Genomic DNA, 23098 nt, shown 5'->3' with positions numbered 1-23098 from the left:
CTGTTAGATAAAATTAAATAAATAAAAATAGTTAAATAATAGTTAAATAATAGTTAAATAAAAGCCAGATAAATAGCTGGCCTGTCTTAAACCAGATTGATGTGCCTAAGATAGCCAAAATAGGTATGTGAATAAGATAAAGAGTTTGAATATGTTTCGTCCTTTAGCGTTATTTATCGGCTTACGGTACACCCGAGCAGAGCGTAGTAATGGCTTTATCTCTTTTATATCGTTGATATCAATGGTGGGTTTGACCCTTGGGGTCGCAGTGTTGATCACAGTCTTATCGGTAATGAATGGCTTTGATCGTGAGTTAAAAACCCGTATTTTGGGGATGGTGCCGCAGGCGACAGTGACATCTCCTGAGGTTATTAGCGATTGGAAGTTGTTGGCTGATCGTATTGAAGAAGATCCCGAAGTCACCGCAGTTGCACCTTTTATTCAGCTCCAAGGGATGCTGACAGCAAACGGTCAAGTCGCTGGAATTATGGTGACTGGTATAGAGCCTGAATATGAAAAAAACGTCTCTATTATTGATAATCATATGACAGAAGGCAGTATTGATACGTTAAAAAACGGTGACTTTAGTATCGTGCTGGGTGAAGAGATGGTGCGGTCTTTAGGGTTGGGGTTAGGTGACAAAGTCACGCTGGTATTGCCAGAAGCCTCCCCATCACCTGCAGGGGTGATACCACGCTTTAAGCGTTTTACCTTGACGGGTATCTTCAGCATTAGTCCTGAAGTCGATAGCTTAATGGCCTTTATTCCGATGAATGATGCCGCCAAGCTCCTACGTCTGCCAGAAGGCGCACAAGGGGTACGTATGAAGCTTGACGATCTGTTTAATGCACCCATTGCCGCGCAAAACGCCGCTGCCATTGCGCCTCAGCAGTTGTATCCAAATGATTGGACACAAACCCATGGCAATCTATTTGGTGCAATCCAAATGGAAAAAGCGATGGTTGGTTTGCTGCTATTTTTGATCATTTTGGTTGCCGCTTTTAATATTGTCTCAAGCTTGGTCATGCTAGTGACGGACAAAAAAGCAGACATTGCGATCTTAAAAACTTTTGGCGCCTCACCGCGCTTGATTACGCAAGTTTTTATGGTGCAAGGTGTCGTGATTGGAGTGATTGGTACGGTCGCAGGTACGATACTTGGTATTGTGTTTGCCCTAAGTGTCAGTGATATCTTAGGCTGGATTAATCAAAGCTTTGGTCTGAACCTATTTGATGCTTATTTTATTAATTATCTGCCATCACAGCTGCGTTTGTCTGACGTGGTGCTCATTACGGGTGCTTCATTTGTATTGAGCTTTTTGGCAACCATTTACCCTGCACGTCGCGCAGCCAAAATTCAGCCTGCACAGACGCTGCGTTATGAGTAGCTTACAATACGCCCTATAGGGTTATAAAAACTACAGGGCGGTTTTTAAATTGATAATAAGTATAAATGAAGGAAGCAGTATGGCGGCCATCTTAGAAGCAAGTAACATCAGTAAGATATACGATGAGGGTGCGGTGCGTACGCAAGTACTGACGGGTTTGGATCTGTCCGTTAATGCTGGCGAGCGTATTGCTATCGTTGGCACTAGTGGCTCAGGTAAAAGTACTTTGTTGCATTTACTGGGGGGGCTGGACACTCCGACCAGTGGTGAGGTATGGCTACATGGCAAATGTCTAAACAACATGAATGAAACTCAGCGCGGTGCAATGCGCAATCAGTATTTGGGATTTATTTATCAATTCCATCATCTATTAGCAGAGTTCACTGCGATAGAAAACGTTGCAATGCCTTTATTGATGCGTCCAAAAGTCTCCACCACGGATGCGCGGCAGCAAGCAGTTGAAATCTTGGAAAATGTAGGTTTGGGACACAGATTGAATCATAGACCAGGTGAGCTGTCAGGCGGTGAGCGTCAGCGTGTGGCCATCGCCCGTGCACTAGTGACCAAGCCGTCGGTTATCTTAGCAGATGAACCTACTGGTAACTTAGACTATGACAATGCCCAAAGTGTCTTCGGTCTGTTGTCAGAGCTACAGAGTACCATGCAAACCGCACTATTGATGGTCACGCATGATCGTAATTTAGCGGCACTGGCAGATAGACAGTTGTTGTTACGCAACGGGCATTGGGAAGAGTATTAAGCTTTATCACTAATATAGTCGACCCACTATAAAATAAACACAGTGCCACTAGGATGAATTTTGTGCAGCCTCTGTGAATACAGCACGCAAGGAAAATTTATACTAGAGGCACGCTATCATAGTCGTACTTTTTTATTTAGGATTTACTATAAAGTCGCAAGATAGCTTCGACTTTAACCTACGTCATTCAAACTATAAAAAGCAACATTATGAATCAAAATGATGTTCCGGTTTCTGCTTTTGATAGTATCGAAAAAGGGAATGACCCATTTAGATAAGATAAAAGCCGTTTTAATAACGGCTTTTTTGGTTTTTGGTTCTGATTATGATGAGAGACTTGATTAAAATTTTGGTGGTTTGTTTGAACGCTGTCGTTGACGTTTTTGCCAACTAGTGACAGTTTTGTAACGCCAAATACCTTTGAATGCCAATCCACAAATAATACTGGTGATAATTGCCAGTATCGTTAATCCCAAGCAGAACGCCGTCAAAGATACCGTGCCACTATAGGTAACAAAGGGATTGGCGCCATCTGACAATACCCATAAGCTAAAGTCAGCAATCATCCTGCCGATCAGGCGTAAGCTAATCATCGGTTCACCCATAATCTTTGCGCCCACATAGTAGCCTGCATAAAAAATGGGTAGGGTCGTCAAAGGATTGGTAATCCATGTCAGGCCAAGTGCCATAGGTACGTTGGCGCGAAAAATAAGCGCTCCAATCAAGGCTAACAGCATCTGTCCTGGTAGTGGAAAAAAAGCACTGAGCACACCAATATATACAGCTTTATTCAAACTGTGGCGGTTGAATTGCCACAAACGCGGGTCAGCAAGATGCGGCGCAAATAGTTTTAAGGTGCGACTTGCTAGTATTGTTTCGGGCGTGGGCAGTAGTTTTTTAAGACTTTTATTGGGCACAGGCTTGCCTTAAATCATTATCTACATTCCGCTGGGTATAATGCGAAAGACTGGTGTGCGATTACACGATCTTGAGTAGAAAAATAGGATGGTAAGGGTCAAAAATTAGCGAATAAATGTATCCGCGACATGCCTAATTAGTATAGGCTAATATAGTAATAAATGCTATTGTCGGTGCTTTACAATGAGATATTACAAAGTAGATTGTCGATAAGTTGCTGATATTTTTGATGCCACTTTTCGCTATCTAAAGCCAGAGTCTATGATGGTCTATAGTAGGTCGTGTCGGCAATTAAAGCATTTATACTTCTACCCTCGTAATTTAATTGATTATAAGCCCTAAATTGAGAGTCAAATATTCTTGGTAAATTTTTAAATCATCAAGCAAGGAGTGCTGGTGTATTGGCTAGTTGGTATTTTAGTGATTACTATCATGATAGCGGTATTGGACGTCGCTGATGATATTGCTTTGCCAAAGGTTTCACTATTAGAAAGTATGCCGAGCTCCTTGGTTTGGCTTTTCTTAATCATAACGACCATCCTTTTATTATTTATCATTCAGCGCAACGCTTTGCCATTAAATACTAGCAATAGTTCACTTTCAAAAACCCAATCGTTTACTCGTGCTTTGTTCTTCAAGTTTTCTCGTCATCTATTGGCGATTTTAGTAGCAAGCTTTCTTATTATCAGCAGTGCGCTACAAGCGTTATCTGGCCATTGGCAGGCAGAATCGACAAAGCTTACTGAATCTATGCGAGTGCAAGCATGGGTCACTGTTGAGGGCATTAGTGATAGTGTCTATGACCCTGAGACCAACAGCGGCTATCGCCAAGTGGCGACAATACAAGCACTTTCCCCCTTGGTTTCTGAATTAAGCTCTCAAGATTTGCAGACACAAACGCAAGACTATCTTAACGAAAATAGCCTAAGTAGCATAGAGGGCGATAATAATCTCCAATATCGAGTTTTACTTAATGCATATCCACAAAGTGCTAATAAAAATAATGATTTGATGGCTTTAAACCATCTGCAGCCTAACGATCAACTGCTAATGACATTGGCAATTGCACCGTTGGCAACCTCACAGCAGGCTCTTAATAACCCATCTGGCTTTGACAGTTATCGTTGGTTGCGCGCTCGTCATATTGATGGGGTGGCGACTGTTATAGCAGCTGGAACCCCCATTAAATCAGTCAATGGCTCAGAGACTTTGGCAGCTGCATCTGAGAGCTTTTCTAACTCTGCGTCTCACTCGTCCTTGAAACGCTTACGCATTCATATTGATCAATGGCGCTGGCAGCTACGGCAGCATTTCTATCAAGATTGGCCATTACAAACTACCGCCGAGCAACAAACAAAAGCGGTGACTTTAAGCCTGCTAACGGGAGATCGCAGCTTAATTAACCGCGATACCAAAGACCTATACCAACTGGCAGGTATCTCGCATTTGCTAGCCATCTCAGGCACGCATGTTTTATTTTTAGCAATTATGTTGGCCAGTACCGCAGTATTATTATTCGATCGTCTGTGGCCCGCGCTGTATCGCACTCTACCACGTTGGCAAGTGCGTTGGTGGGTGATGATCAGTGCCGCTTTTATCTATGCTTTATTCACAGGGTTTGACGTACCAGCTGCGCGTACCGCGTGGATGTTATTAGCAATAGGGCTGATCAGGTTAACTTTATTACCTATCAGTACTATGCGCGTACTACTGGCATTAGCCGTATTGATGGCGTGGGTTGATCCCTATGTATTATGGCAGGCAGGATATTGGTTGTCTTTTATCGCCGTGGCGCTGTTGCTAAAATATGATGATACCCTGCACAGGCAAAGTCACTCACAGTTACCACAACCTCATCGGCGAGCCCCTAGCCATAATATCGAAAAAAGTAACACTCTGCTCACGCGGATATGGCTGACAGGGAAACGCATATTTAAACTGCAGTTTTGGCTGTTTATAGCGCTGCTACCTATTACCTTGCTATTGTTTGGCAAGGCATCGCTATGGGGCTTGGTTATCAATCTATTTGCCATCGGTCTATTTGGCTGGATTATTGTGCCACTGAATCTGTTGGCAGGGCTTTGCTTTGTGTTATTACCTACTGTCGCTGATAGCATCTGGGCATTGGTCAGCATGATAGTCGCCAGTTTACATGAGTTGATAACTTGGATGACATCATTGCCAGCATTATCAGGTGCATGGCTATATACACCAGTGAATATGGCTATAATATTGATAGCGTTAATGGGTATGTTGCCTTGGATATTACCACGTGGCGTGATCAGTCGTTGGTTGGCCCTGCCGCCATTGACTCTTCTAATGATGACAGTCTATGCCAATCAGCAGTCATTCTCTACAACGCCAACATTATATGTCTTGCCAACAGGTGATCAATATATAAGTGCCGCACTGTTGCAGTATCCTATTGAGGATAATAAGGGTGCTAGTGGAGACTCACACTCAGCTGCAGGTAACGTCAGCTGGCTGTTTTTAGCGGATCATCGACTACAAAGTAAACATACGATGGCTAGTACGCTAACGGCGGACAATCTGTCTGCGACTTTAGAGCAACAGTTGCGTACATTGTCTGTCAAACGCATAGAAGGTATTGTGGTACAGACCAGCGTGCCACAATTAACCGATACGCTATCGAAGCAGTCGTCAGACCAGCTAAAGCCTAATAACAGTGCTCGTCATAATACACAAGTGTCTGAGCTGCTGCCGATGACCGTTTTACAATTGAGCCAGAGCTTGCCGACTAATCAATATTGGCAGGCAGGACGTCATGAACGATGGTCGACGTTTCAGCAGTTATATAGCGACAGTAATCCATCTACAGCGGTAACGACTATCAGCGCCCAACCCTGTGATCAGGGTAAAGCTTGGCAGCTTCCCACTGGAGATTTAATGCTGCAAGCAATGACAGGTTGGAGTGAAATAGCAGATAGTAGCGTTTGGGATTGTAGTATCGCGATTGATAGTGGACAGCCAATTGAAGTGGTTCAATACAATGCTGCCAACCCGCAGCAGCCGTTACTACTCAATACTCAAAAGCTGACTACAGAGATATCAACAGTGTCTAAGCCACTATTAAAGCAACTGCCAGAACTAAACTCAATATCACAGCAGGATACTTATCAACCAGAGCGTCTACAATCACGTCTTGTGCTAGATACAGCGACTCATCAGCGTGTCTGGCAACTATGGTCACTAATATGCCCCGCTGAGCCATTGGCTACTGACAGGATGCCTAACCTTTCCGTTCAGCGGTCAATTGCTCTATCTACTCGGTGGGTAACTCATAGTATGTCGCAAGTTTCTCCTGATGTGCTAAGTCGTCAGCAAGTAACAGAGGTAGTAAGCTATGATGGTAAGGATTTAGCAGTGGCTTTACCTCTTGGTTCTGTACCTTAAAGCAGGTCGTAGTATTGCTATAGTCAAGGAATTTTAAAATCGCTACAGGGCGACCGACCGCAGATAGTACACTAAGTACCTCTAGGGCAGGTAACACCGTAGCGGTTTAAAAGTGCTCCGACTATAATTGTATAATAAGGCGACATTTCACGCTTTCACTATTGAACCGCAACTAAAAAGCCACCATACTTAGTAGCTTATTGTTTTATTGATATCGATCTGATATCAAAATCGAATAAATACTTTTTTATTTATCGTTTTAGATTGAATCTTACCTAGGAAGTTATATGCCTAACTGGCCGCCAGACCCTAATAAACGTCCTGATAACGGGACAAACCAGCCAGCGCCAATGCAACAAATGTCGTCAAATCAGCCGAGTGGACAAGAGTGGCGTCTCATTGAAAAAACTCTACTGGCTAGCGTGGAAGAGCAGCGTCGCTCGAGACGTTGGGGTATCTTTTTTAAGCTACTGACTTTCGGTTACATCTTATTGGTATTTATTACCATTGGGCGCGGTTGTAGTGCTGAAAAACCAGCGACCCTTGACGGTATCGATACCACTAAACCACATTTGGCTGTCGTCGAGGTGCAAGGTACGATAAGTGCTAATGATGTTGCCAACTCTTACGATGTGAGCAAGGCTTTGACTCGCGCTTTTGAAAATAAAAACTCAAAAGCGGTAGCATTAGAAATTAACTCGCCTGGTGGCTCACCAGTGCAGTCGGATGAAATCTGGCAAACCATGATGGACTTACGCCAAGAGTACCCTGATAAAAAGCTCTATGCTGTCATTGGTGATATCGGTGCCTCTGGCGCGTATTACATCGCTTCTGCTGCAGATGAGATCTATGTGAATCCTTCAAGCCTTGTTGGTTCTATTGGCGTCATTATGCCAAGCTACAATATCGAAAGCTTGATGGACAAGGTTGGCATTGAAGATCGAACCATCACTGCAGGTGAATATAAAGACATCTTGAGTCTGTCGCGTCCACTAAGTAATTATGAAGCGCAGCATGTCGAAAAAGTGCTGGACAACACTCACAAGCACTTCATTAATGCGGTTAAAGAAGGCCGCGGCGACCGTTTAAAAAACCCAGAAGATAACAAACTGTTTTCGGGATTATTTTGGACAGGCGAGCAATCAATTGAGCTTGGATTGGCAGATAAAAAGGGCAGTGTTGCCAGCTTAGAAAGACAGTTGGAGCTCGATAATGTGGTGAACTATACGCCGCGAGATCCATTCCAGTTATTCATGGAGCGTTTTGCAGTTAAGTTAGGTGCAGGCGTTGGCTCAAGTATCAATCTTGATGTTTTACCAAAAGAAGATGGTAATGTTGAGATGCGCTAAGTATTTTCTATAGCCGATTAAATGTGTATGATTATTCAGGCTGAGTATATGGTTATGCTCAGCCTTAATTATATATAAAACCTTACAATTATAAAAAACACTAAATAATTATATAAACCCACGAGAGTCTGTCATGAGTGAACTAAGCTTACAGAACTTTGCGTCATTACCTGTATCTCAAAAAACAAAAAAGCCTGTCATACATTTTGCGCACGCCAACGGCATGCCTAGCGCTGTCTATGAGCCATTCTTTGCTGGACTGGCTGAGTTTTTTACCATCGAATATATTCCGATGATGGGAGTCGATCCAGATTATCCTGTTGATGATCACTGGCGCAGTTTAACGCAGCAAATTATTGATAGTGTGGAGCATACCTGCGAGCAGCATGGCGTGACACAGCTAGTAGCCGTCGGACATTCACTTGGTGCTATGTGTACGTTGCAGGCGCTGTATCGTGCACCTGAGCGCTTTAACCAAGCAGTACTGATGGATCCGCCTTGGATTTATGGGACGACCAGTCTGCTGTGGCATCTGGCGAAGACAGCGGATAAATTGCCCCTGATGAATAATCGCTTGATGGATAAGCTTTCGCCTTCTGGCATTTCCAAAAACCGCCGAGACGTGTGGGACAGCCGCGAAGAAGCCTATGAAAAAATGCGTTATAAAGGGTTTTTTAAGAATTTTGATGAGCGTAGCTTTGAGGGATATATTGAGCATGGATTACATGACTGTGCGAATGGCAAAGTAACACTGGCGATACCCAAAGCGACTGAGGTGGCCGTGTTTCGGACCAACCCGTCTTGGTATTGGCTGGTACCGAATCGTAGACCTAAGCCACCTGTTACCTTGATCATCGGTGACGATAGTATATTTTTGAAACAGAAATTTCCCAAAAAAATTAAAACGCGCTTGGGTATCCCTTATGAAACCCATGCTGGTGGTCACATGTTCCCCTTAGAATATCCAGAGTCTGTCTCGAAGCAAGTCTTAACGCTTATCAATCAGCAGCTATCGACTTAGAGCTTGCTATTACTGAGACTAGGCTATCTATAAGAGCCGATATAGTCGGAGCGCTTTTAAACCGCTACGGTGTTACCCGGCCTAAATGTACTTAGTGTACTATCTGCGATCGGTCGCCTTGTAGCGATTTTAAAACTCCTTGACTATAGGTTACCATCTTGAGTTCCTGTTCTATGACAAACCATAATAAGCTTAACCCTGTTTCCGTTTTAAACAACACTGCCTCTCAGCCTGATTTTGGCCGTACACCTTTGTTTTCACGTTTGGGTGTGTTTTTTCTGGTCATCGGTATGATAGTGGCTTTTTTTATCAGCCAATTGATAGGAATATATGTGGCAGGCAAGTGGTTATTGCCGGCAGTTAAGACTGCGACAGTGGGCGATGTTTTTCTTTTTGGCGGTAACGACGGCACGGTGGTCAGTGTCTCAATCATCATCAGCTGTGCATTAATAACAGTGCTTAGCGTTTTAATCCTACGATTAAAAACTGCTGATGTGCGTCAGTATTTGGCGCTCAAACCGTTTTCATTAGCGGTCGGTATGGGTTTGCTTGGGGTGCTCATTCTCTTTATGATTGGCAGTCAGGTGTTGACCTATGTATTAGATAAGTCACCCTTAGTTTTTGTCGATCCGTTATATCAATCTGTTAGTTCGGTATGGTTGTTGGTTTTTGCGATGGTGATTGTTGCACCGATATATGAGGAGTTGGTGTTTCGCGGTATCTTGTGGTCGGCGATCGCTGAGCAGTTCTCCGCGCCCTCATATTCGGAGCAGCGCGGTGCGTTGGTTGCTAGCATAATCACCAGTCTTATTTTTGCCGTTATTCATTTGCAATATGGTATTTATGAGATAAGCACCATCGTGGTATTGGCTTTGATATTTTGTTATGCGCGCCTCAAATCAGGCTCTTTAATACTGCCAATATTGTTACACATACTCAATAATGGCACAGCGATGTGGCAGTATCTATCGCAAGTGGCTTAGTTGCTAGAGGTTTTAAACATTTGGCGAAAGTGCCAATAGAACTCACTATGCGTCAGGATTTAACTGTAGCACCTCAGATGCTGCTTGTTTAATATCTGCAATCGTTAAATGCGGCTTACCGCTCAAGGCTTGTCGCCATTTACGTGCACCCATTAGCCCTTGAAACAATCCTAAGTAATGTCGCGTCATCGTCGGCAGCGCTTCACCTTTTGCGACTTGCTCTTCTAAGTATGGATATAGCTGCGCCAAAATATCTGAGCGTTTCGGTGCGGGCTGATCCCATAAGCTATTGGCCTCTGCTAATAGGTAAGGGTTGTGATAAAAGGCCCGACCAATCATCACTCCATCGATATGCTGCAAGTGTGCTGCAATGTCTGCGACAGTGTCGATACCGCCATTGATCTCGATATCAAGCGCTGGAAACTCTTGTTTCAGGCGGTAGACATCGTCATAACGCAGCGGCGGTATCTCACGGTTTTGTTTGGGACTAAGCCCTTGCAGCCATGCAGTACGCGCATGCACAATAAAGCGTGTACAGCCAGCCGCAGCCACTGTCTGCACAAACTGCGACATAAATTCATAACTGTCGAAATCATCAATACCAATACGATGCTTCACCGTCACTGGAATGTCGACGGCCGCTTGCATATGTTTTACCAAATCAGCAACCGTCTCAGGCTCAGCCATCAAACAGGCACCAATCTTATTATGCTGTACACGGTCGGATGGGCAGCCAACATTGATATTTACCTCATCATAACCATGCTGCTGAGCGAACTCGGCGCACTCGGTCATCTCACTGATATCTGCGCCACCAAGTTGCAGCACAAGCGGATGCTCGAGGGCATCAAAGCGCAGATGCCGTGCACGATTGCCATGGATCAGCGCCCCCGTACTTATCATCTCGGTATATAGGTACACATGCGGATTAAACAGCCGCGCAAAGTAACGATAATCTGTGGTAGTCCAGTCAATCATAGGAGCGACCGACAGTCGCTTATTGGTCATATCAACCATGGTATTACCCTTAATTTTTATGCGTTCAATATCTATCTGCTATCAGCTTAGAAAGCTAAACGAGCTGGTTGATTTGTTTGAATTCGGGCAGATTATAAAAATAAAGCCCAATGATTATCCCGATAAAGCCAATAAAAGCGATATACAATGCTGGTGAAAAGCTCACAAAAACAGTGGCATAACTGAGTGCAAAAGGCACTAGGCCGCCTACGATACCATAGGTCACGTTATAAGAAAAAGCCATCCCCGTCAGACGTACATTGGTTGGGAATAACTGTACAAAAATCGCTGGTATCATACCGACGATGCCTGCACAAAAACCCAAAAGAGCATACATGATGAGGATATAATCACCACCTGCATCCAAATGATAGAAAAAAGCAAAAACTTGCGCGATGAGTAATGCAGACCCAATGACTAAGATTTTACCGAAGTTTTGATAATTAGATAAAATGCCATAAAAAAGACAGCCAAAAATCATGAAGATGATACCAAGGCTGTGCGAAAACCCAAACAAATCACTGTCTATGGTAAAACGTAGCGTGATTAACTTTGGTAGGAGCAACACCACGACAGTGACGAGGCTAGAGATAATCAATGTCAATATCATGCCGATGAATATTGAATGCTTACAATGTTTGAATAGCAGAGTGAATGGCTTTGCAAAACATTTACCAGGTTTTTGCTCTTTCATTTCGATAAAGAATGGTGACTCACTGATATAGCGCCATGCCAAGATGGGCAAAAAGCTGAGAATGGTCGCAACGATAAACGGTAAGCGCCAACCATCAGTGATTAACTGCTCTGTGGTCATCGAAGCCGTGAGCCACATAAAAAAAGCATTGGAAAATAACACACCTAGCAAAAAACTGGCCATGATGTAGCTACAGCCAGCCGAAAGGTATTGCCGAGGCACATGCTCAGCGACGAAAATCCATGTTAATGGCGCAAAGACACCAAAGGCCATGCCTTGTATGATGCGAAGTGCAATAAATAAAGCTGGAGCAGCCAGTCCCCACTGCGCATAAGTAGGTAACAATGCCATCGCTAGCATAGAAGCTGCAGTGACCAGTATGCTTATTAATAACACAGGCTTGCGGCCTTTGATGTCGCCATAACGACCAAAGATAATGCCGCCAAGCGGGCGGGCTAAGTAACCAATGGTAAAGAGCCCAAGCCCTTGCAATCTAGTAATTGCAGAGTCAGCATTGGCAGGGAAAAAAGCTGCCGAGATGACATCTACCATGTACAAGTAGATCAAAAAATCAAAGAACATCACGGCACTGCTAAAGCAAACAAATAATACTATATTTCTGTCTTTAGGAGACATGAGTTCATATTGAGGACGAGAAGGCATAATGTATCACGCATCCACATATAAAAGCGGTTATAGAGTCGGTCATCAGGTAGACAACCAACATCATAAAAAAAGCTAAGCCATTAGTATTAACGAATGACTCACCAAAATAAATATAAAGATTTTTAGATAAGCGTTGTTGCAGAAGGTTCAAGACTTAAGAGAAGACAGATATAAATAGCTGCTCTCAAAGCCCTAGAGCAGCCAATCAATCGGTAGCCACGACATGACGGTTAGCCAAACATGATCTTTAAAATCTACCTTTGGCTCTGAGGTATAAACTACTTTTTCGCCATTTTCGAGGGTATGCCACTGCAGCTGATCATTCTCTACTAACCTGACTTCATAAGCTTGACTCAGCAGATTGTCGCCAAGTGTTTCGTGCAATTGCCGTGCCAGCTCATTATCATTAATGAGTACACCCATTTCAGTATTAATATTGGCAGAACGGGGATCTACATTATAAGAACCGATAAAAACTTGATGATCATCAACCGCAAAAGTCTTGGCATGCAGACTGGTTGATGATTGACTGCGAGCTTTCCACAGTTTGTTTTCACGTTTCTCCTCACTGGCAGTAGACTTTAGCTCATAGATTTTGATACCTGAACGTAGCAATCTGGGTCGCCATTGACTGTATCCAGAATGCACAGCAGTGACATCGGTTGCATCAAAGGAGTTGGTCAAAATCTTGATATCGATACCAGACTCGGCCAACTGTACCAGCGTATTTACTCCGTCTCTAGTAGGAACGAAGTACGATGAAATGATGGTCAAGTTTTTAGAAGGACTGCCTAATAAGGTACGCAGCTGATGAACAAGATTGGTGTCAGCTGGCACAGATTTGGTCAATTTACCAACATCGTCACTCAAAAACTGCATGTCTGTCCAGCGAAACGGCACGCGCTTATTGACCAGATCGGTATCGATAGAGGAGTCCTCAATAGCGGCTTTATAGATGGCTAAGCTGCTACGCGAGTTGGTCTTTTCGTCTTCGTCTAACTTATCTAGCCCCGTCAAAAAGTCATCGGTAGCGCCTTTATTGAGCGTCACCAGCGTTTCGATATCAAAAGATATTGGCGAAGACCAGTAGCTGGCAAAGCCATTATCAATGTCGGCCACTACTTTGCCAATCAGCAAGACATCTAAGTCTGCAAACTGGCTGTTTTGATCATTGCTCAGATATTCGTTGCCAATATTTCGGCCACCGATGATGGTAATCTGTCTGTCAAAAGTCATGCTTTTATTGTGCATACGTCTATTGATGCGGGGCAGTCCAGTCACATAGTTAAGTGATTGAAATTTACGATACATCAATGGGTTTACGATACGCACGGCAATATTTGGGTGACTAGAAAAGCGCAGTAGGTGTTGATCAAACTTAGCATCGTTATTAAAATCGTCAAGTAATAAGCGCACAATGACCCCGCGCTCAGCTGCTTCCCACAAGTCTTTTAACATCAGCTGACCAGCTTGGTCATCGTGCCAGATATAATATTGCACATCAATATTACGAGTGGCCATATCAGTCAAAATACTACGTGAGGCAAAAGCATTCGCACCAGTAACAATAGGGTGATAGCCTGACAGTTCGGGATGACTCTCGTTTTGTTCAGTAATGGCTGCTACCAGATTGGTGTTTTCTATATCAGCAGGCAGTGAGTTTTCGCCATTATTTTGGTTATTATTGCTTTGAACATGATTAATATTGCTACTGCTGTCAGTTTCTTTATTTTGAGCTTCTTCTAGGTTGTTTGCTTGTTGATATAGAGCATTGACACGTGCTGATAAGGCTTGGCTTTCAGGCAAGTGTGGCTGTCCGGGCAAGATTTGACACGCACTAAGCCCCAACGTCAGTCCAAGCGTTAGGCTGAGTGACAAGTTACTTGGCTCTATACTGAACATCGACATAACTATTTACCTTGATGAGCTTGGTTTATTGTAAAGTGTACTGTAATTTAATAAGGCAAATCTAGCCATAATCTGGTCCAAAATAATCGATTAAGAATACTGGGTGAAGCAAAAGTCAAATTGCCGCTAAGCTTAGCAGGTGTAGTGATATCTTCCTATTAAAAATTCGTTATTTTTCTTAGCATGGCCAACACAGCCTGATATTCATAAGCAAGATTTGTGGCTCGTCAAAATAAGATGTTTGGAATAAAGTGACATGATATGATAACGCTGCATTTAGAGCTACTCTACAATTAAGGTTCAGATAGTCATTAATGGCGTTTCGGGCATATTCAATATGTCCTTGTGTTAGTCTTTTTAGGATTAGCAAAGTCCAAAAGTATGACCAATGCTAGCATGAACGATAATATCAATAATAGTAATGGAAAAGTTATGAGTCAGTCGCAAGCGCATGATGATAATGGTTTAGATTCGAACTGGCGTGATGACGCCCTCGATTTGGAATTGGGTTATGGTATGCAAACCATCGCTGTACGAGCAGGACACCACCGTACCGATGAGGGTGAGCACTCAGAAGCGATATTTACGACCAGCTCATACGTCTATACTTCAGCAAGCGATGCGGCCGCGCACTTTAATGGTACTAAGACGGGTAATGTCTACTCGCGCCACACCAACCCAAGTGTGCGCACCTTTGAGCGCCGTTTAGCAGCCTTAGAAAATGGTGAGCGTGCGGTCGCTACGGCCTCGGGTATGGGCGCAATTTTGACCATGTGCTTGGCTTATCTAAAGGCGGGTGATCATCTGCTTGCTGCCAATCAGTTATTTGGCTCATCTATTGGCTTATTTAATAACTACATGGCTAAGTTTGGTGTCGAGGTCAGCTATGTTGATTGCTACGATAATGAAGCATGGGCAAACGCAGTTCAGCCGAATACCAAGGTTATTTACTGTGAAAGTCCAAGCAATCCCTTAGCGCAGATTTGTGATATTGGCTATTTGAGTCAGCTGTGTAAAGCCAATAATATTTTGTTGGTCGTTGATAACTGCTTTGCGACACCTGCGCTGCAACGCCCATTAGATTTGGGTGCCGATGTGATTATTCATTCTGCGACCAAATATCTAGATGGTCAGGGTCGAGTGCTTGGCGGAGCGCTCGTGGGTAGTGATAAGCTGATGCAAGAGGCGTTCACTGTCGTACGCTCTGGTGGTATCAGTATGAGCCCGTTTAACGCTTGGGTATTTACCAAAGGTCTTGAAACGCTCAAGCTCCGTATGCAGGCTCACTGTGCCAACGCCAATCAAGTGGCACAGTTTTTGGTTAATCATCCTAACGTCAATAAAGTGCATTTTTCGGGATTGTCCGACCATCCTGCTCACGAGTTAGTGAAGCGTCAGCATCATATGCCAGAGGGTTATGGCGCCATTATGGGGTTTGAAGTAAAAGCTTCTGCTAACCGTGATGCGACCGCGGCTGCTTGGCATATCATTGACTCGACGCAAATGATATCTATCACCAATAATCTTGGTGATGCCAAAACGACTATTACTCATCCTGCAACGACCACTCACTTCCGCCTGACTGCAGAGGCACGTGCTGAAGCGGGCGTCAACGATAGCCTTATTCGCTTGTCGGTTGGGCTGGAAGATGTAGAAGATATTGTTAAGGACTTGGCGCGCGGTTTAGACAGTTTGTGAAGATGACTGTATAATCGCTGTCAACGCATGCCAATAATGCATGCTAATAACACATGAAAGCGACGTTAATTAGCTATGTTAGTTAGCTACATTAATTAAAAATGACGTTATTACTAATGACTCATTACTCCAAAATGCAAAGAGGCAACTATGAATATTCAAGCACTGATGCAGCAAGCACAAACGATGCAAAAGAAAGTCGAAGCAAACGTTGAAAACGCCAAAAAAGACCTAGCCAATAAAGAAGTTCAGGCAGAGTCGGGTAGTGGTTTGGTAAAGGTGACCATGACTGGACGTCATGTAGTGAAACGCTTGACCATCGATCCAAGCTTGCTTGAAGATGAGCCTGATATGATCGAAGATTTGATCGCAGCTGCGATTAATGATGCGGTGCGTCAAGCGGATGAGCTGTACGAAGAAACGATGGCTGGCGCGACTTCAGGTATGGGTTTACCACCAGGTATGCAAGGCCTGTTCTAAGCATTTTTATGGTAAGTACTGTATATTGAAGACAATAATGGGGTTGTTATCTATAGGATGCGACCCCATTTTTATAGCTACGGTTTATAGATAAAGGAAGCAACTTTGCTCACAGCCAAATTTGATCATCTGGTGAAACAATTGCGTATCTTGCCTGGCGTTGGCCAAAAAAGTGCTCAACGTATGGCGCTGCATCTGCTTAGCAAAAAACGCCCACAAGGCATGGCGCTTGCACAAGCGCTTGATGAGGCGATGCGTGATATCGTAGAGTGTCAGCGCTGTCATAGCTTTAGTGATGACGCTATCTGCCCATTATGCCAAGATCCAAGGCGTGACGATGGGTTACTATGCGTGGTTGAGACCGCAGCGGATGTGATGGCTATTGAGCAAACGGCAGGCTACCGCGGACGTTATTTTGTCCTAGGGGGACATCTGTCACCTATTGACGGTGTCAGTGCTGATGATTTAAATATTGATCAATTGGTATGGCGTGTCAAACAGGAGCCTGTCGAGGAGCTGATACTGGCAACGGGTACCACTGTAGAAGGCCAGACCACCGCGCACTTTATCAGCGAAGCGGTGAGTCGCCATGTTAAAAAAGTCACCCGTTTGGCACAAGGCGTGCCCATGGGCGGCGAGCTTGAATACCTTGATAGCATGACCCTTGGGCAAGCCATGCAAAACCGCTCTTTCTTATGATCTGTCATGGTTTCTCCATTCAATGAAACTTTTGTAGACTGGAAATCACTGTAGACTGAAAGCTCAGTCTTTTATCTAGGCGCTCTTGTTAGCGCTTTCTTTTCTTTTAATTATGCAGGTATCTGCCCGTGTCTGACCCTTTATCCAATATAAATACTCAATCTGACTCTTCCTCATACGCTCAGCCTGCTGATTCTATGCAAGAACAGCAGGGAAAAACAGCGACAAACACAAACGAGGCAATGTTACCTGCTGAGCCTGATATCGATGCATTATTAGACATTGCGGATGAAGTCGCCATCACGTGGGTGCGAGAGCAAAGCCAGTTGGATGAAGTGATTGATGCGTTAGAGACTTGCGGGAGGGTGGCACTTGATACTGAATTTATCAAGCGTGATACTTATTATCCGCGTCTCGCCTTAGTGCAGTTAAATATTGGTGACCATATTTATTTGTTAGATGCGCCGCAGCTGCGTTTAGAGGAATTATGGCAGGCACTGACCGAAGTTGATATTGCTATTTGGCATGCTTGCGGAGAAGATCTGGGTATTTTTTACCTGTTATCTGGCTGTCCTCCATTGACCAATATTTTTGATACCCAGATTGCACTGTCTTATTTGACAGGTCAGCTACAAATGGGCTATCAGCAAGCGCTCGATGAGCAGTTGGATATGCACATTGACAAAGAACACAGTCTGTCTGATTGGCTACAGCGTCCACTGACTGATGAGCAGGAGCAATATGCGATTGATGATGTGCGCTATTTACCCGCACTGTATCTCAGTATTGAGTATGCACTGAAATCGCAAGGGCTGTATGACCATGTATGGGAAGACTGTCAGCTTTATGCTCATGAGCTGTATCAATCGCAGCATGTCGCAGATGATGCCATATATCTGACCATGGCAGATTATCGTTATACCTCGCAGCAAATGGCAGTACTAAAGTCAGTGGCGACTTGGCGTGAGGAATTGGCTCGTGCGACCAATCAGCCGCGTACTTTTGTCATCAAAAAACAAGCGGTGCGGGAGATTATCACTGAGCAGCCGACGAGTATGCGTGGGCTTGCGCACAAAACCACGATGCACCGTAGTATGCTCAGACTATATGGTGAGGAGCTGCTAAAAGTCATCAAAGACGCCAAAGCGCTTGCGCCTGTTGAATATCCAGAACCGCCGCTACCGCCTTATCGCTCAAAAAACAAAGTGCTGTCAAAGGCAGTGCAGGAAGCGATTGATGAGCAGGCTGAGAAGCTCGGTGTCCCAGCCAATGTGCTGATGCGCAAAAAGTGGCTTGGGCAACTTTATGAGGTCATTGCTTTTGATAAAGATCTAGCAGACATGCCACAAGGTTTGCAGGGTTGGCGCTATGAGTGGGTGACACAAACGCTTATTCCAGTGATTGAAGTGCATAAAACTGAGCTACAGCAGGGCATGGGCATCAGGAGTTAGCGGTGTCTGACTATCAGCTAGCGTTTAAACTGTCCATGCTGTAAGAAATGCGCTGTTTGCCAAGCGACATCTTTATTGATAAGCATACCCGTATGGGTGACAGGCATGATGAGATGGTCGCTAGCAGCGTCAAGCTTGGTCTCAGAGACATAGACAGTGCCATCGTGGGCGAGCAGCTCATCAGACAGTGCCGTACCTGATTTGCGTAGTTTGCGGTTATGATAGTGCAAAAATGGCTGTCCCAACCCTTGGGGCTTATTGCCAGCAATCACTCCTAAATCAATATGCTCAGGCAGTGGCGCAGCAGTGCCATCTAAGGCGTTTTCATATGACTTGCCGACGATCGCTGGCGTGAGTTGCCAAATATAATCCGCGCAGACGCTGCCATTATGCGGCGTGCCGAGCGTCACGCAGCGACCAATCTGCCACTGTGGATAATTGTAAATAAAATCACGAACAATTAAGCCGCCCAAGCTATGCGCCACCAAGTCTAGCAACTGGTCAGGATGGTGATTGGCTTCAAGCCAGTTATTGAGGCGTGCGCTATTGGTCTTGATGCCATCACGCATACTGCGATAGCCATATTGATAAGTATCAAACCCTTGTGCTTGCATGCGTCTTGCCATTGGGCGCATGATAAAGGGCGCTTGATGCAGACCATGAATAAGAATCAGGCGGTTTTTTTGGCTCATGCGGTTGTCCAATGGCTATGTAATAGTAATTTATTGATCAGTAAAGCAAACAAAACGTGCCAAATCAAGTGCTGACATAGACAGCGCCTTCGATATGATGAGCCTTAGCAGTACAAAAAACTATCTCTCAAACTTACCATACTTTAAAAAGTAAGCGGTCTGATAGGCGACACTGTCATCTACCAACATCTCCATGTGCGAGACAGGCAGAGTAATATGGTCTGCAGCGTTGGGTAGCTGGGTCTCGTAAACAAAAACGGCCCCATCATGCTCGCGTTCATCGAGCGTCAAGTTGGCCTGATATTCATGATACATCAAAACAACTTGGCTAAAGTTATTGGGCACATTACCTGCAATGACGCCCATGCAAACCCCTTCTTTCAATGGTGCTATGTTGCCATCTAAGGATTTTTCATAGGATTTACCAATCAGAGGTGGTATCAAGTCCTTTATGTATTTTGCTTTGATACTGCCAATGTGAGGCGTACCTAGAGTGACGCAGCGGCCAATCTCCCATTGTGAATAGCGGGCAATAAAATCTCTGATCACCAGACCACCCAAACTATGCCCAACCATATTAATGGCTATATTTGGATCGTGGTTTTTTTCCAGCCAATTATTTAAGTTGTCACTATGCTGGTCAAGCGTTTCACCCAAGCTATCGTAATCAAACTTAAAAGGATGAAAGCCTTTGATTTGCAGTTTTTTGGCCAAAAACTCCATATACAATGCATTTTGGTGCAGTCCGTGAGTTAAGACGACGAAGGGCTCTGAGGCATCATGCTCTGTTGTTGGCGGCGTATTACTAGAGAATAGGCTGGTAAGCATGATATTTCATTCCATGGGGTGTTGGTATGGCTTTGAGAATTAATGGCTGTATAGCGTTCTAATTATTAGTAATTATACTGACCATATCAAAAAACCTCCAAATCATCGCTGACTTGGAGGTTTTTCTTTAAATTATGACAGATCAGAGTTTGCGTCTGTCAGTATCGAGGACTACATGTAGTTTTCGATACTTGGGCATGAGCACATTAGGTTCTTATCACCATAGACATCATCGACACGGCCAACCGAAGGCCAGAACTTATTCTGACGTATATACGGTAGTGGGAATGCCGCAACATCACGGCTGTACGGATGTGTCCACTCATCAGCAGTGATGACTGCTGCAGTATGTGGCGCATTAACTAGAGGGTTGTCCTCTAACGTCCAACCATCTTCACCAGCTTTGGCTTTCATGGCTTCAGCTTTGATAGATTTTAGAGCATTGATAAAGCGATCTATCTCTTCTTTTGATTCAGACTCCGTTGGCTCAATCATCAGAGTCCCTGCTACTGGGAAACTCATGGTTGGCGAGTGGAAGCCATAATCCATCAAACGCTTAGCGATATCACTTTCAGTGATGCCAGTCTCTTCTTTTAGCGGACGAATATCGATGATACATTCGTGCGCCACACGGCCATTTTTACCCGTGTACAAAACAGGGTAGTGGTCTTTTAAGCTGTCAGCCACATAGTTGGCATTCAACAATGCAAGCTTAGTCGCTTCAAGTAGACCGTCACGTCCCATCATCGCGATATACATCCACGAGATTGGTAAAATGCTTGCTGAGCCATAAGGCGCAGCTGATACAGCTGAGCAGTCGTTTTGCGCGTTATGCACAGGGCTAATAGTATGGTTGGCGATAAAGGGTGCTAGATGCGCTTGCATACCGATAGGACCCATACCTGGGCCACCGCCGCCATGGGGAATACAAAAGGTTTTGTGCAAGTTCATATGCAACACGTCGGCACCGACTTCAGCAGGCTGCATGATGCCAACCTGTGCGTTCATATTAGCGCCATCCATATAGACCTGACCACCATGTTTATGGATGAGGTCACAGATATGGCGGATGCCTTCTTCAAACACACCATGTGTTGATGGATAAGTGATCATCAAAGCGCCTAGATTCGTGCTATGCTCTTCACACTTAGCAGTTAGGTTATCGATGTCTACGTTACCATTTTCGTCAGTTTTGACCACCACAACTTGCATACCCATCATGATTGCGGTCGCAGGGTTGGTACCGTGTGCTGACTGGGGAATCAAGCAAATGTCACGGTCCGTCTCGCCAAGCGACTCATGATAGCGGCGAATAGCGAGCAGACCTGCATATTCACCTGATGCACCAGAGTTTGGCTGCATGGATATCTCATCGAAGCCAGTAATGGCTTTTAACTGCTCTTGTAAGCTATCAATCATAGAGATATAGCCAGTGACTTGGTCACGCGGCGCAAAGGGATGCACATTGGCAAATTCAGGCCATGTGATTGGTAGCATCTCACTGGTCGCATTCAGCTTCATGGTACAGCTACCCAAGGAGATCATGCTGCGGTTCATCGCCAAGTCTCTGTCTTCAAGGGTCTTTAGGTAGCGTAGCATTTCGTGTTCGGTATGATGTGAGTTGAACACTGGATGCGTTAAAATGTCGTCAGTGCGCAGATGCTCTGTATTGAGTGAAACAGTCGCAGAGGCAGGTAGGTTGTGTGCTTTATTGACAAACAGCTGAGTCAAGACGTTGAAGTCTTCTTGATCACTCACTTCACTGAAAGAAACACTGATTCTAGTATGGTTAATACGCCATAAGTTAAAGCCAACGTTATCTGCATTTTCGAAGATTTGAGTGGCCAGCTTCTCTGAACCGCAATCAACGACGACGGTATCGAAGAATTGATCATGTACCACACTCAATGAGTCGCTGTTGTTTCTAATCACCTCAGCAAAAGCGGTAGCCATCGCATGGATACGGGTTGCGATACGCTTAACGCCCGTTGGGCCATGATAGACGGCATACATACCCGCTAGGTTGGCGAGCAATACTTGCGAGGTACAGATGTTTGAGTTGGCTTTTTCGCGGCGGATATGCTGCTCGCGCGTTTGTAGCGCCATACGTAGAGCAGTATTACCTTGCGCGTCTTTTGAGACACCAATGATACGACCAGGCGCTGAACGCTTGGCTTTATCAGAAAAAGCAAAATAGGCGGCATGTGGACCACCAAAGCCCATAGGAATACCAAAGCGCTGCGTGCTACCTAACGCCACATCTGCACCCATATCAGCAGGTGATTTTAATAATACCAAGCTCAAAATATCGCTGACAACTGAGGTATAGGTTTTGTTTTTCTTAACAGCGCTGATCACGTCGGTTAAGTCTTTGACATCGCCTTCTTTACCGACATACTGGAATAGTGCACCGAAGAAATCGCCAGATTTAGCCGTTTCAAAATCACCAACCACGACTTCCCAACCGAAATACTTGGCACGAGTGCGGATGACGTCTAGCGTTTGTGGATATACGCGATCATCGACAAAGAACTGTGTTGATTTACTTTTGCTCATACGTTTTGACATTGCCATGGCTTCAGCGGCTGCAGTTGCTTCATCTAGTAGTGAGGCACCAGCAAGCTCGAGGCCAGTCAGATCGATACAAACTTGTTGGAAGTTCAATAGTGCTTCAAGGCGACCTTGAGCAATCTCAGCTTGATAAGGGGTATAAGCGGTGTACCAGCCTGGATTTTCTAGGACGTTGCGCTGAATGACGGCAGGCATACGTACCGGCGAGTAACCTTGACCAATATAGCTTTTATTGACGGTGATGTTGTCCGCCATCGCGCGTAGTCTGGCGAGTGCGCCATGTTCACTCATCGCCAAAGGCAGATTTAGCTCTTTATGCATACGCACTGGCTCAGGGACAGTATTGTCAATAAAGCTGTCCATGTCTTTATAACCGATGGCACTTAGCAAGGCAGCTTGCTTGGTATCGTTAGAGCCTAAATGGCGATAGACGAATTCCGCTTCGTTAAATAAACCTTCAAAGGTGTCGAGCGTCGGGTTTTGAGAGATAGTCATGACATTCCTTAATAGAGTCGATGAAAAAGACAGTAAGTATTGTGAGAACAAGGTTTATAAAGCAGAC

17 protein-coding genes are annotated in these 23098 nt (G+C 44.6%); 10 read left to right on the top strand and 7 right to left on the bottom strand.

The genetic code is table 11. The features are described from left to right. The first annotated feature begins 151 nt into the window (after window positions 1-151). Window positions 152-1387, top strand: a complete 1236-nt coding sequence (locus JMY01_RS08475) for a lipoprotein-releasing ABC transporter permease subunit (protein WP_201575148.1) — start codon at window positions 152-154, stop codon at window positions 1385-1387. 79 nt (window positions 1388-1466) lie between these two features. Further along, on the top strand, window positions 1467-2147 hold the full coding sequence (gene lolD / locus JMY01_RS08470; RefSeq protein WP_201575147.1) for a lipoprotein-releasing ABC transporter ATP-binding protein LolD: 681 nt from the start codon (window positions 1467-1469) through the stop codon (window positions 2145-2147). A 341-nt stretch (window positions 2148-2488) separates the two neighbouring features. Here the strand turns inward: lolD and JMY01_RS08465 are convergent, their stop codons facing one another. Further along, the gene (locus JMY01_RS08465) at window positions 2489-3064 is read right to left on the bottom strand and encodes a DUF2062 domain-containing protein (protein ID WP_201575146.1); all 576 of its coding nucleotides are present in this window, start codon (window positions 3062-3064) and stop codon (window positions 2489-2491) included. Window positions 3065-3461: 397 nt separating this feature from the next. Here JMY01_RS08465 and JMY01_RS08460 point away from each other — a divergent pair, with 397 nt between their 5' ends. The 4 genes from JMY01_RS08460 (at window position 3462) to JMY01_RS08445 (ending at window position 9832) form a co-directional block, all read left to right on the top strand. Then, the gene (locus JMY01_RS08460) at window positions 3462-6479 is read left to right on the top strand and encodes a ComEC/Rec2 family competence protein (RefSeq protein WP_201575145.1); all 3018 of its coding nucleotides are present in this window, start codon (window positions 3462-3464) and stop codon (window positions 6477-6479) included. 287 nt (window positions 6480-6766) lie between these two features. After that, entirely contained in the window at window positions 6767-7828 is a 1062-nt protein-coding gene (gene sppA, locus JMY01_RS08455) for a signal peptide peptidase SppA (RefSeq protein ID WP_201575144.1), read from the top strand. A gap of 133 nt (window positions 7829-7961) precedes the next feature. Next, complete coding sequence (locus tag JMY01_RS08450; protein WP_201575143.1) at window positions 7962-8849, top strand: alpha/beta hydrolase; 888 nt, start codon at window positions 7962-7964, stop codon at window positions 8847-8849. 173 nt (window positions 8850-9022) lie between these two features. Next, window positions 9023-9832, top strand: a complete 810-nt coding sequence (locus JMY01_RS08445) for a CPBP family intramembrane glutamic endopeptidase (protein ID WP_227677776.1) — start codon at window positions 9023-9025, stop codon at window positions 9830-9832. Between the two features lie 45 nt (window positions 9833-9877). On the opposite strand, the gene dusA is transcribed toward JMY01_RS08445, so the two are convergent. The 3 genes from dusA to JMY01_RS08430 all read right to left on the bottom strand — a co-directional run bounded on the left by dusA (window position 9878) and on the right by JMY01_RS08430 (window position 14117). Further along, window positions 9878-10849 (bottom strand): tRNA dihydrouridine(20/20a) synthase DusA, encoded by a 972-nt coding sequence (dusA, locus tag JMY01_RS08440; protein ID WP_201575142.1) that lies wholly within the window; start codon window positions 10847-10849, stop codon window positions 9878-9880. Between the two features lie 55 nt (window positions 10850-10904). After that, entirely contained in the window at window positions 10905-12206 is a 1302-nt protein-coding gene (locus JMY01_RS08435; protein WP_201575141.1) for an MFS transporter, read from the bottom strand. A gap of 195 nt (window positions 12207-12401) precedes the next feature. Continuing rightward, entirely contained in the window at window positions 12402-14117 is a 1716-nt protein-coding gene (locus JMY01_RS08430; RefSeq protein WP_201575140.1) for a phospholipase D family protein, read from the bottom strand. Window positions 14118-14549: 432 nt separating this feature from the next. On the opposite strand from JMY01_RS08430, the gene JMY01_RS08425 reads away from it, so the two are divergent. From JMY01_RS08425 to JMY01_RS08410, 4 genes are all read left to right on the top strand, one after another. Then, on the top strand, window positions 14550-15815 hold the full coding sequence (locus tag JMY01_RS08425; protein WP_201577397.1) for an O-succinylhomoserine sulfhydrylase: 1266 nt from the start codon (window positions 14550-14552) through the stop codon (window positions 15813-15815). Between the two features lie 150 nt (window positions 15816-15965). Further along, window positions 15966-16295: a YbaB/EbfC family nucleoid-associated protein gene (locus JMY01_RS08420; protein ID WP_201575139.1), complete on the top strand. Its 330-nt coding sequence runs from the start codon at window positions 15966-15968 to the stop codon at window positions 16293-16295. Window positions 16296-16400: 105 nt separating this feature from the next. Continuing rightward, on the top strand, window positions 16401-16994 hold the full coding sequence (gene recR, locus JMY01_RS08415) for a recombination mediator RecR (protein ID WP_201575138.1): 594 nt from the start codon (window positions 16401-16403) through the stop codon (window positions 16992-16994). Window positions 16995-17122: 128 nt separating this feature from the next. Further along, window positions 17123-18445 carry an HRDC domain-containing protein gene (locus JMY01_RS08410; RefSeq protein ID WP_307781398.1) on the top strand — a complete coding sequence of 441 codons (1323 nt, stop codon included), beginning with the start codon at window positions 17123-17125 and terminating at the stop codon, window positions 18443-18445. A gap of 17 nt (window positions 18446-18462) precedes the next feature. Here the strand turns inward: JMY01_RS08410 and JMY01_RS08405 are convergent, their stop codons facing one another. From JMY01_RS08405 to gcvP, 3 genes are all read right to left on the bottom strand, one after another. Beyond that, on the bottom strand, window positions 18463-19137 hold the full coding sequence (locus tag JMY01_RS08405) for a triacylglycerol lipase (RefSeq protein WP_201575137.1): 675 nt from the start codon (window positions 19135-19137) through the stop codon (window positions 18463-18465). A 120-nt stretch (window positions 19138-19257) separates the two neighbouring features. Next, entirely contained in the window at window positions 19258-19965 is a 708-nt protein-coding gene (locus tag JMY01_RS08400) for a triacylglycerol lipase (RefSeq protein WP_201575136.1), read from the bottom strand. Window positions 19966-20136: 171 nt separating this feature from the next. Further along, window positions 20137-23031: an aminomethyl-transferring glycine dehydrogenase gene (gene gcvP, locus JMY01_RS08395; protein WP_201575135.1), complete on the bottom strand. Its 2895-nt coding sequence runs from the start codon at window positions 23029-23031 to the stop codon at window positions 20137-20139. Window positions 23032-23098 lie beyond the last annotated feature (67 nt).

The sequence above is a fragment of the Psychrobacter sp. H8-1 genome, from assembly GCF_904846575.1.
GTDB classification, from domain to species: domain Bacteria; phylum Pseudomonadota; class Gammaproteobacteria; order Pseudomonadales; family Moraxellaceae; genus Psychrobacter; species Psychrobacter fulvigenes.
This window is presented reverse-complemented; position numbering and strand designations above follow the sequence as displayed.

Bases quoted from the DNA above. Each gene is read 5' to 3' on its own strand.
- JMY01_RS08430 (WP_201575140.1), bottom strand. From the start codon at position 14,117: ATGTCGATGTTCAGTATAGAGCCAAGTAACTTGTCACTCAGCCTAACG.
- sppA (WP_201575144.1), top strand. From the start codon at position 6,767: ATGCCTAACTGGCCGCCAGACCCTAATAAACGTCCTGATAACGGGACA.
- JMY01_RS08445 (WP_227677776.1), top strand. From the start codon at position 9,023: ATGACAAACCATAATAAGCTTAACCCTGTTTCCGTTTTAAACAACACT.
- gcvP (WP_201575135.1), bottom strand. From the start codon at position 23,031: ATGACTATCTCTCAAAACCCGACGCTCGACACCTTTGAAGGTTTATTT.
- JMY01_RS08435 (WP_201575141.1), bottom strand. From the start codon at position 12,206: ATGCCTTCTCGTCCTCAATATGAACTCATGTCTCCTAAAGACAGAAAT.
- dusA (WP_201575142.1), bottom strand. From the start codon at position 10,849: ATGGTTGATATGACCAATAAGCGACTGTCGGTCGCTCCTATGATTGAC.
- lolD (WP_201575147.1), top strand. From the start codon at position 1,467: ATGGCGGCCATCTTAGAAGCAAGTAACATCAGTAAGATATACGATGAG.
- JMY01_RS08400 (WP_201575136.1), bottom strand. From the start codon at position 19,965: ATGCTTACCAGCCTATTCTCTAGTAATACGCCGCCAACAACAGAGCAT.
- JMY01_RS08475 (WP_201575148.1), top strand. From the start codon at position 152: ATGTTTCGTCCTTTAGCGTTATTTATCGGCTTACGGTACACCCGAGCA.
- JMY01_RS08450 (WP_201575143.1), top strand. From the start codon at position 7,962: ATGAGTGAACTAAGCTTACAGAACTTTGCGTCATTACCTGTATCTCAA.
- JMY01_RS08405 (WP_201575137.1), bottom strand. From the start codon at position 19,137: ATGAGCCAAAAAAACCGCCTGATTCTTATTCATGGTCTGCATCAAGCG.
- JMY01_RS08420 (WP_201575139.1), top strand. From the start codon at position 15,966: ATGAATATTCAAGCACTGATGCAGCAAGCACAAACGATGCAAAAGAAA.
- JMY01_RS08425 (WP_201577397.1), top strand. From the start codon at position 14,550: ATGAGTCAGTCGCAAGCGCATGATGATAATGGTTTAGATTCGAACTGG.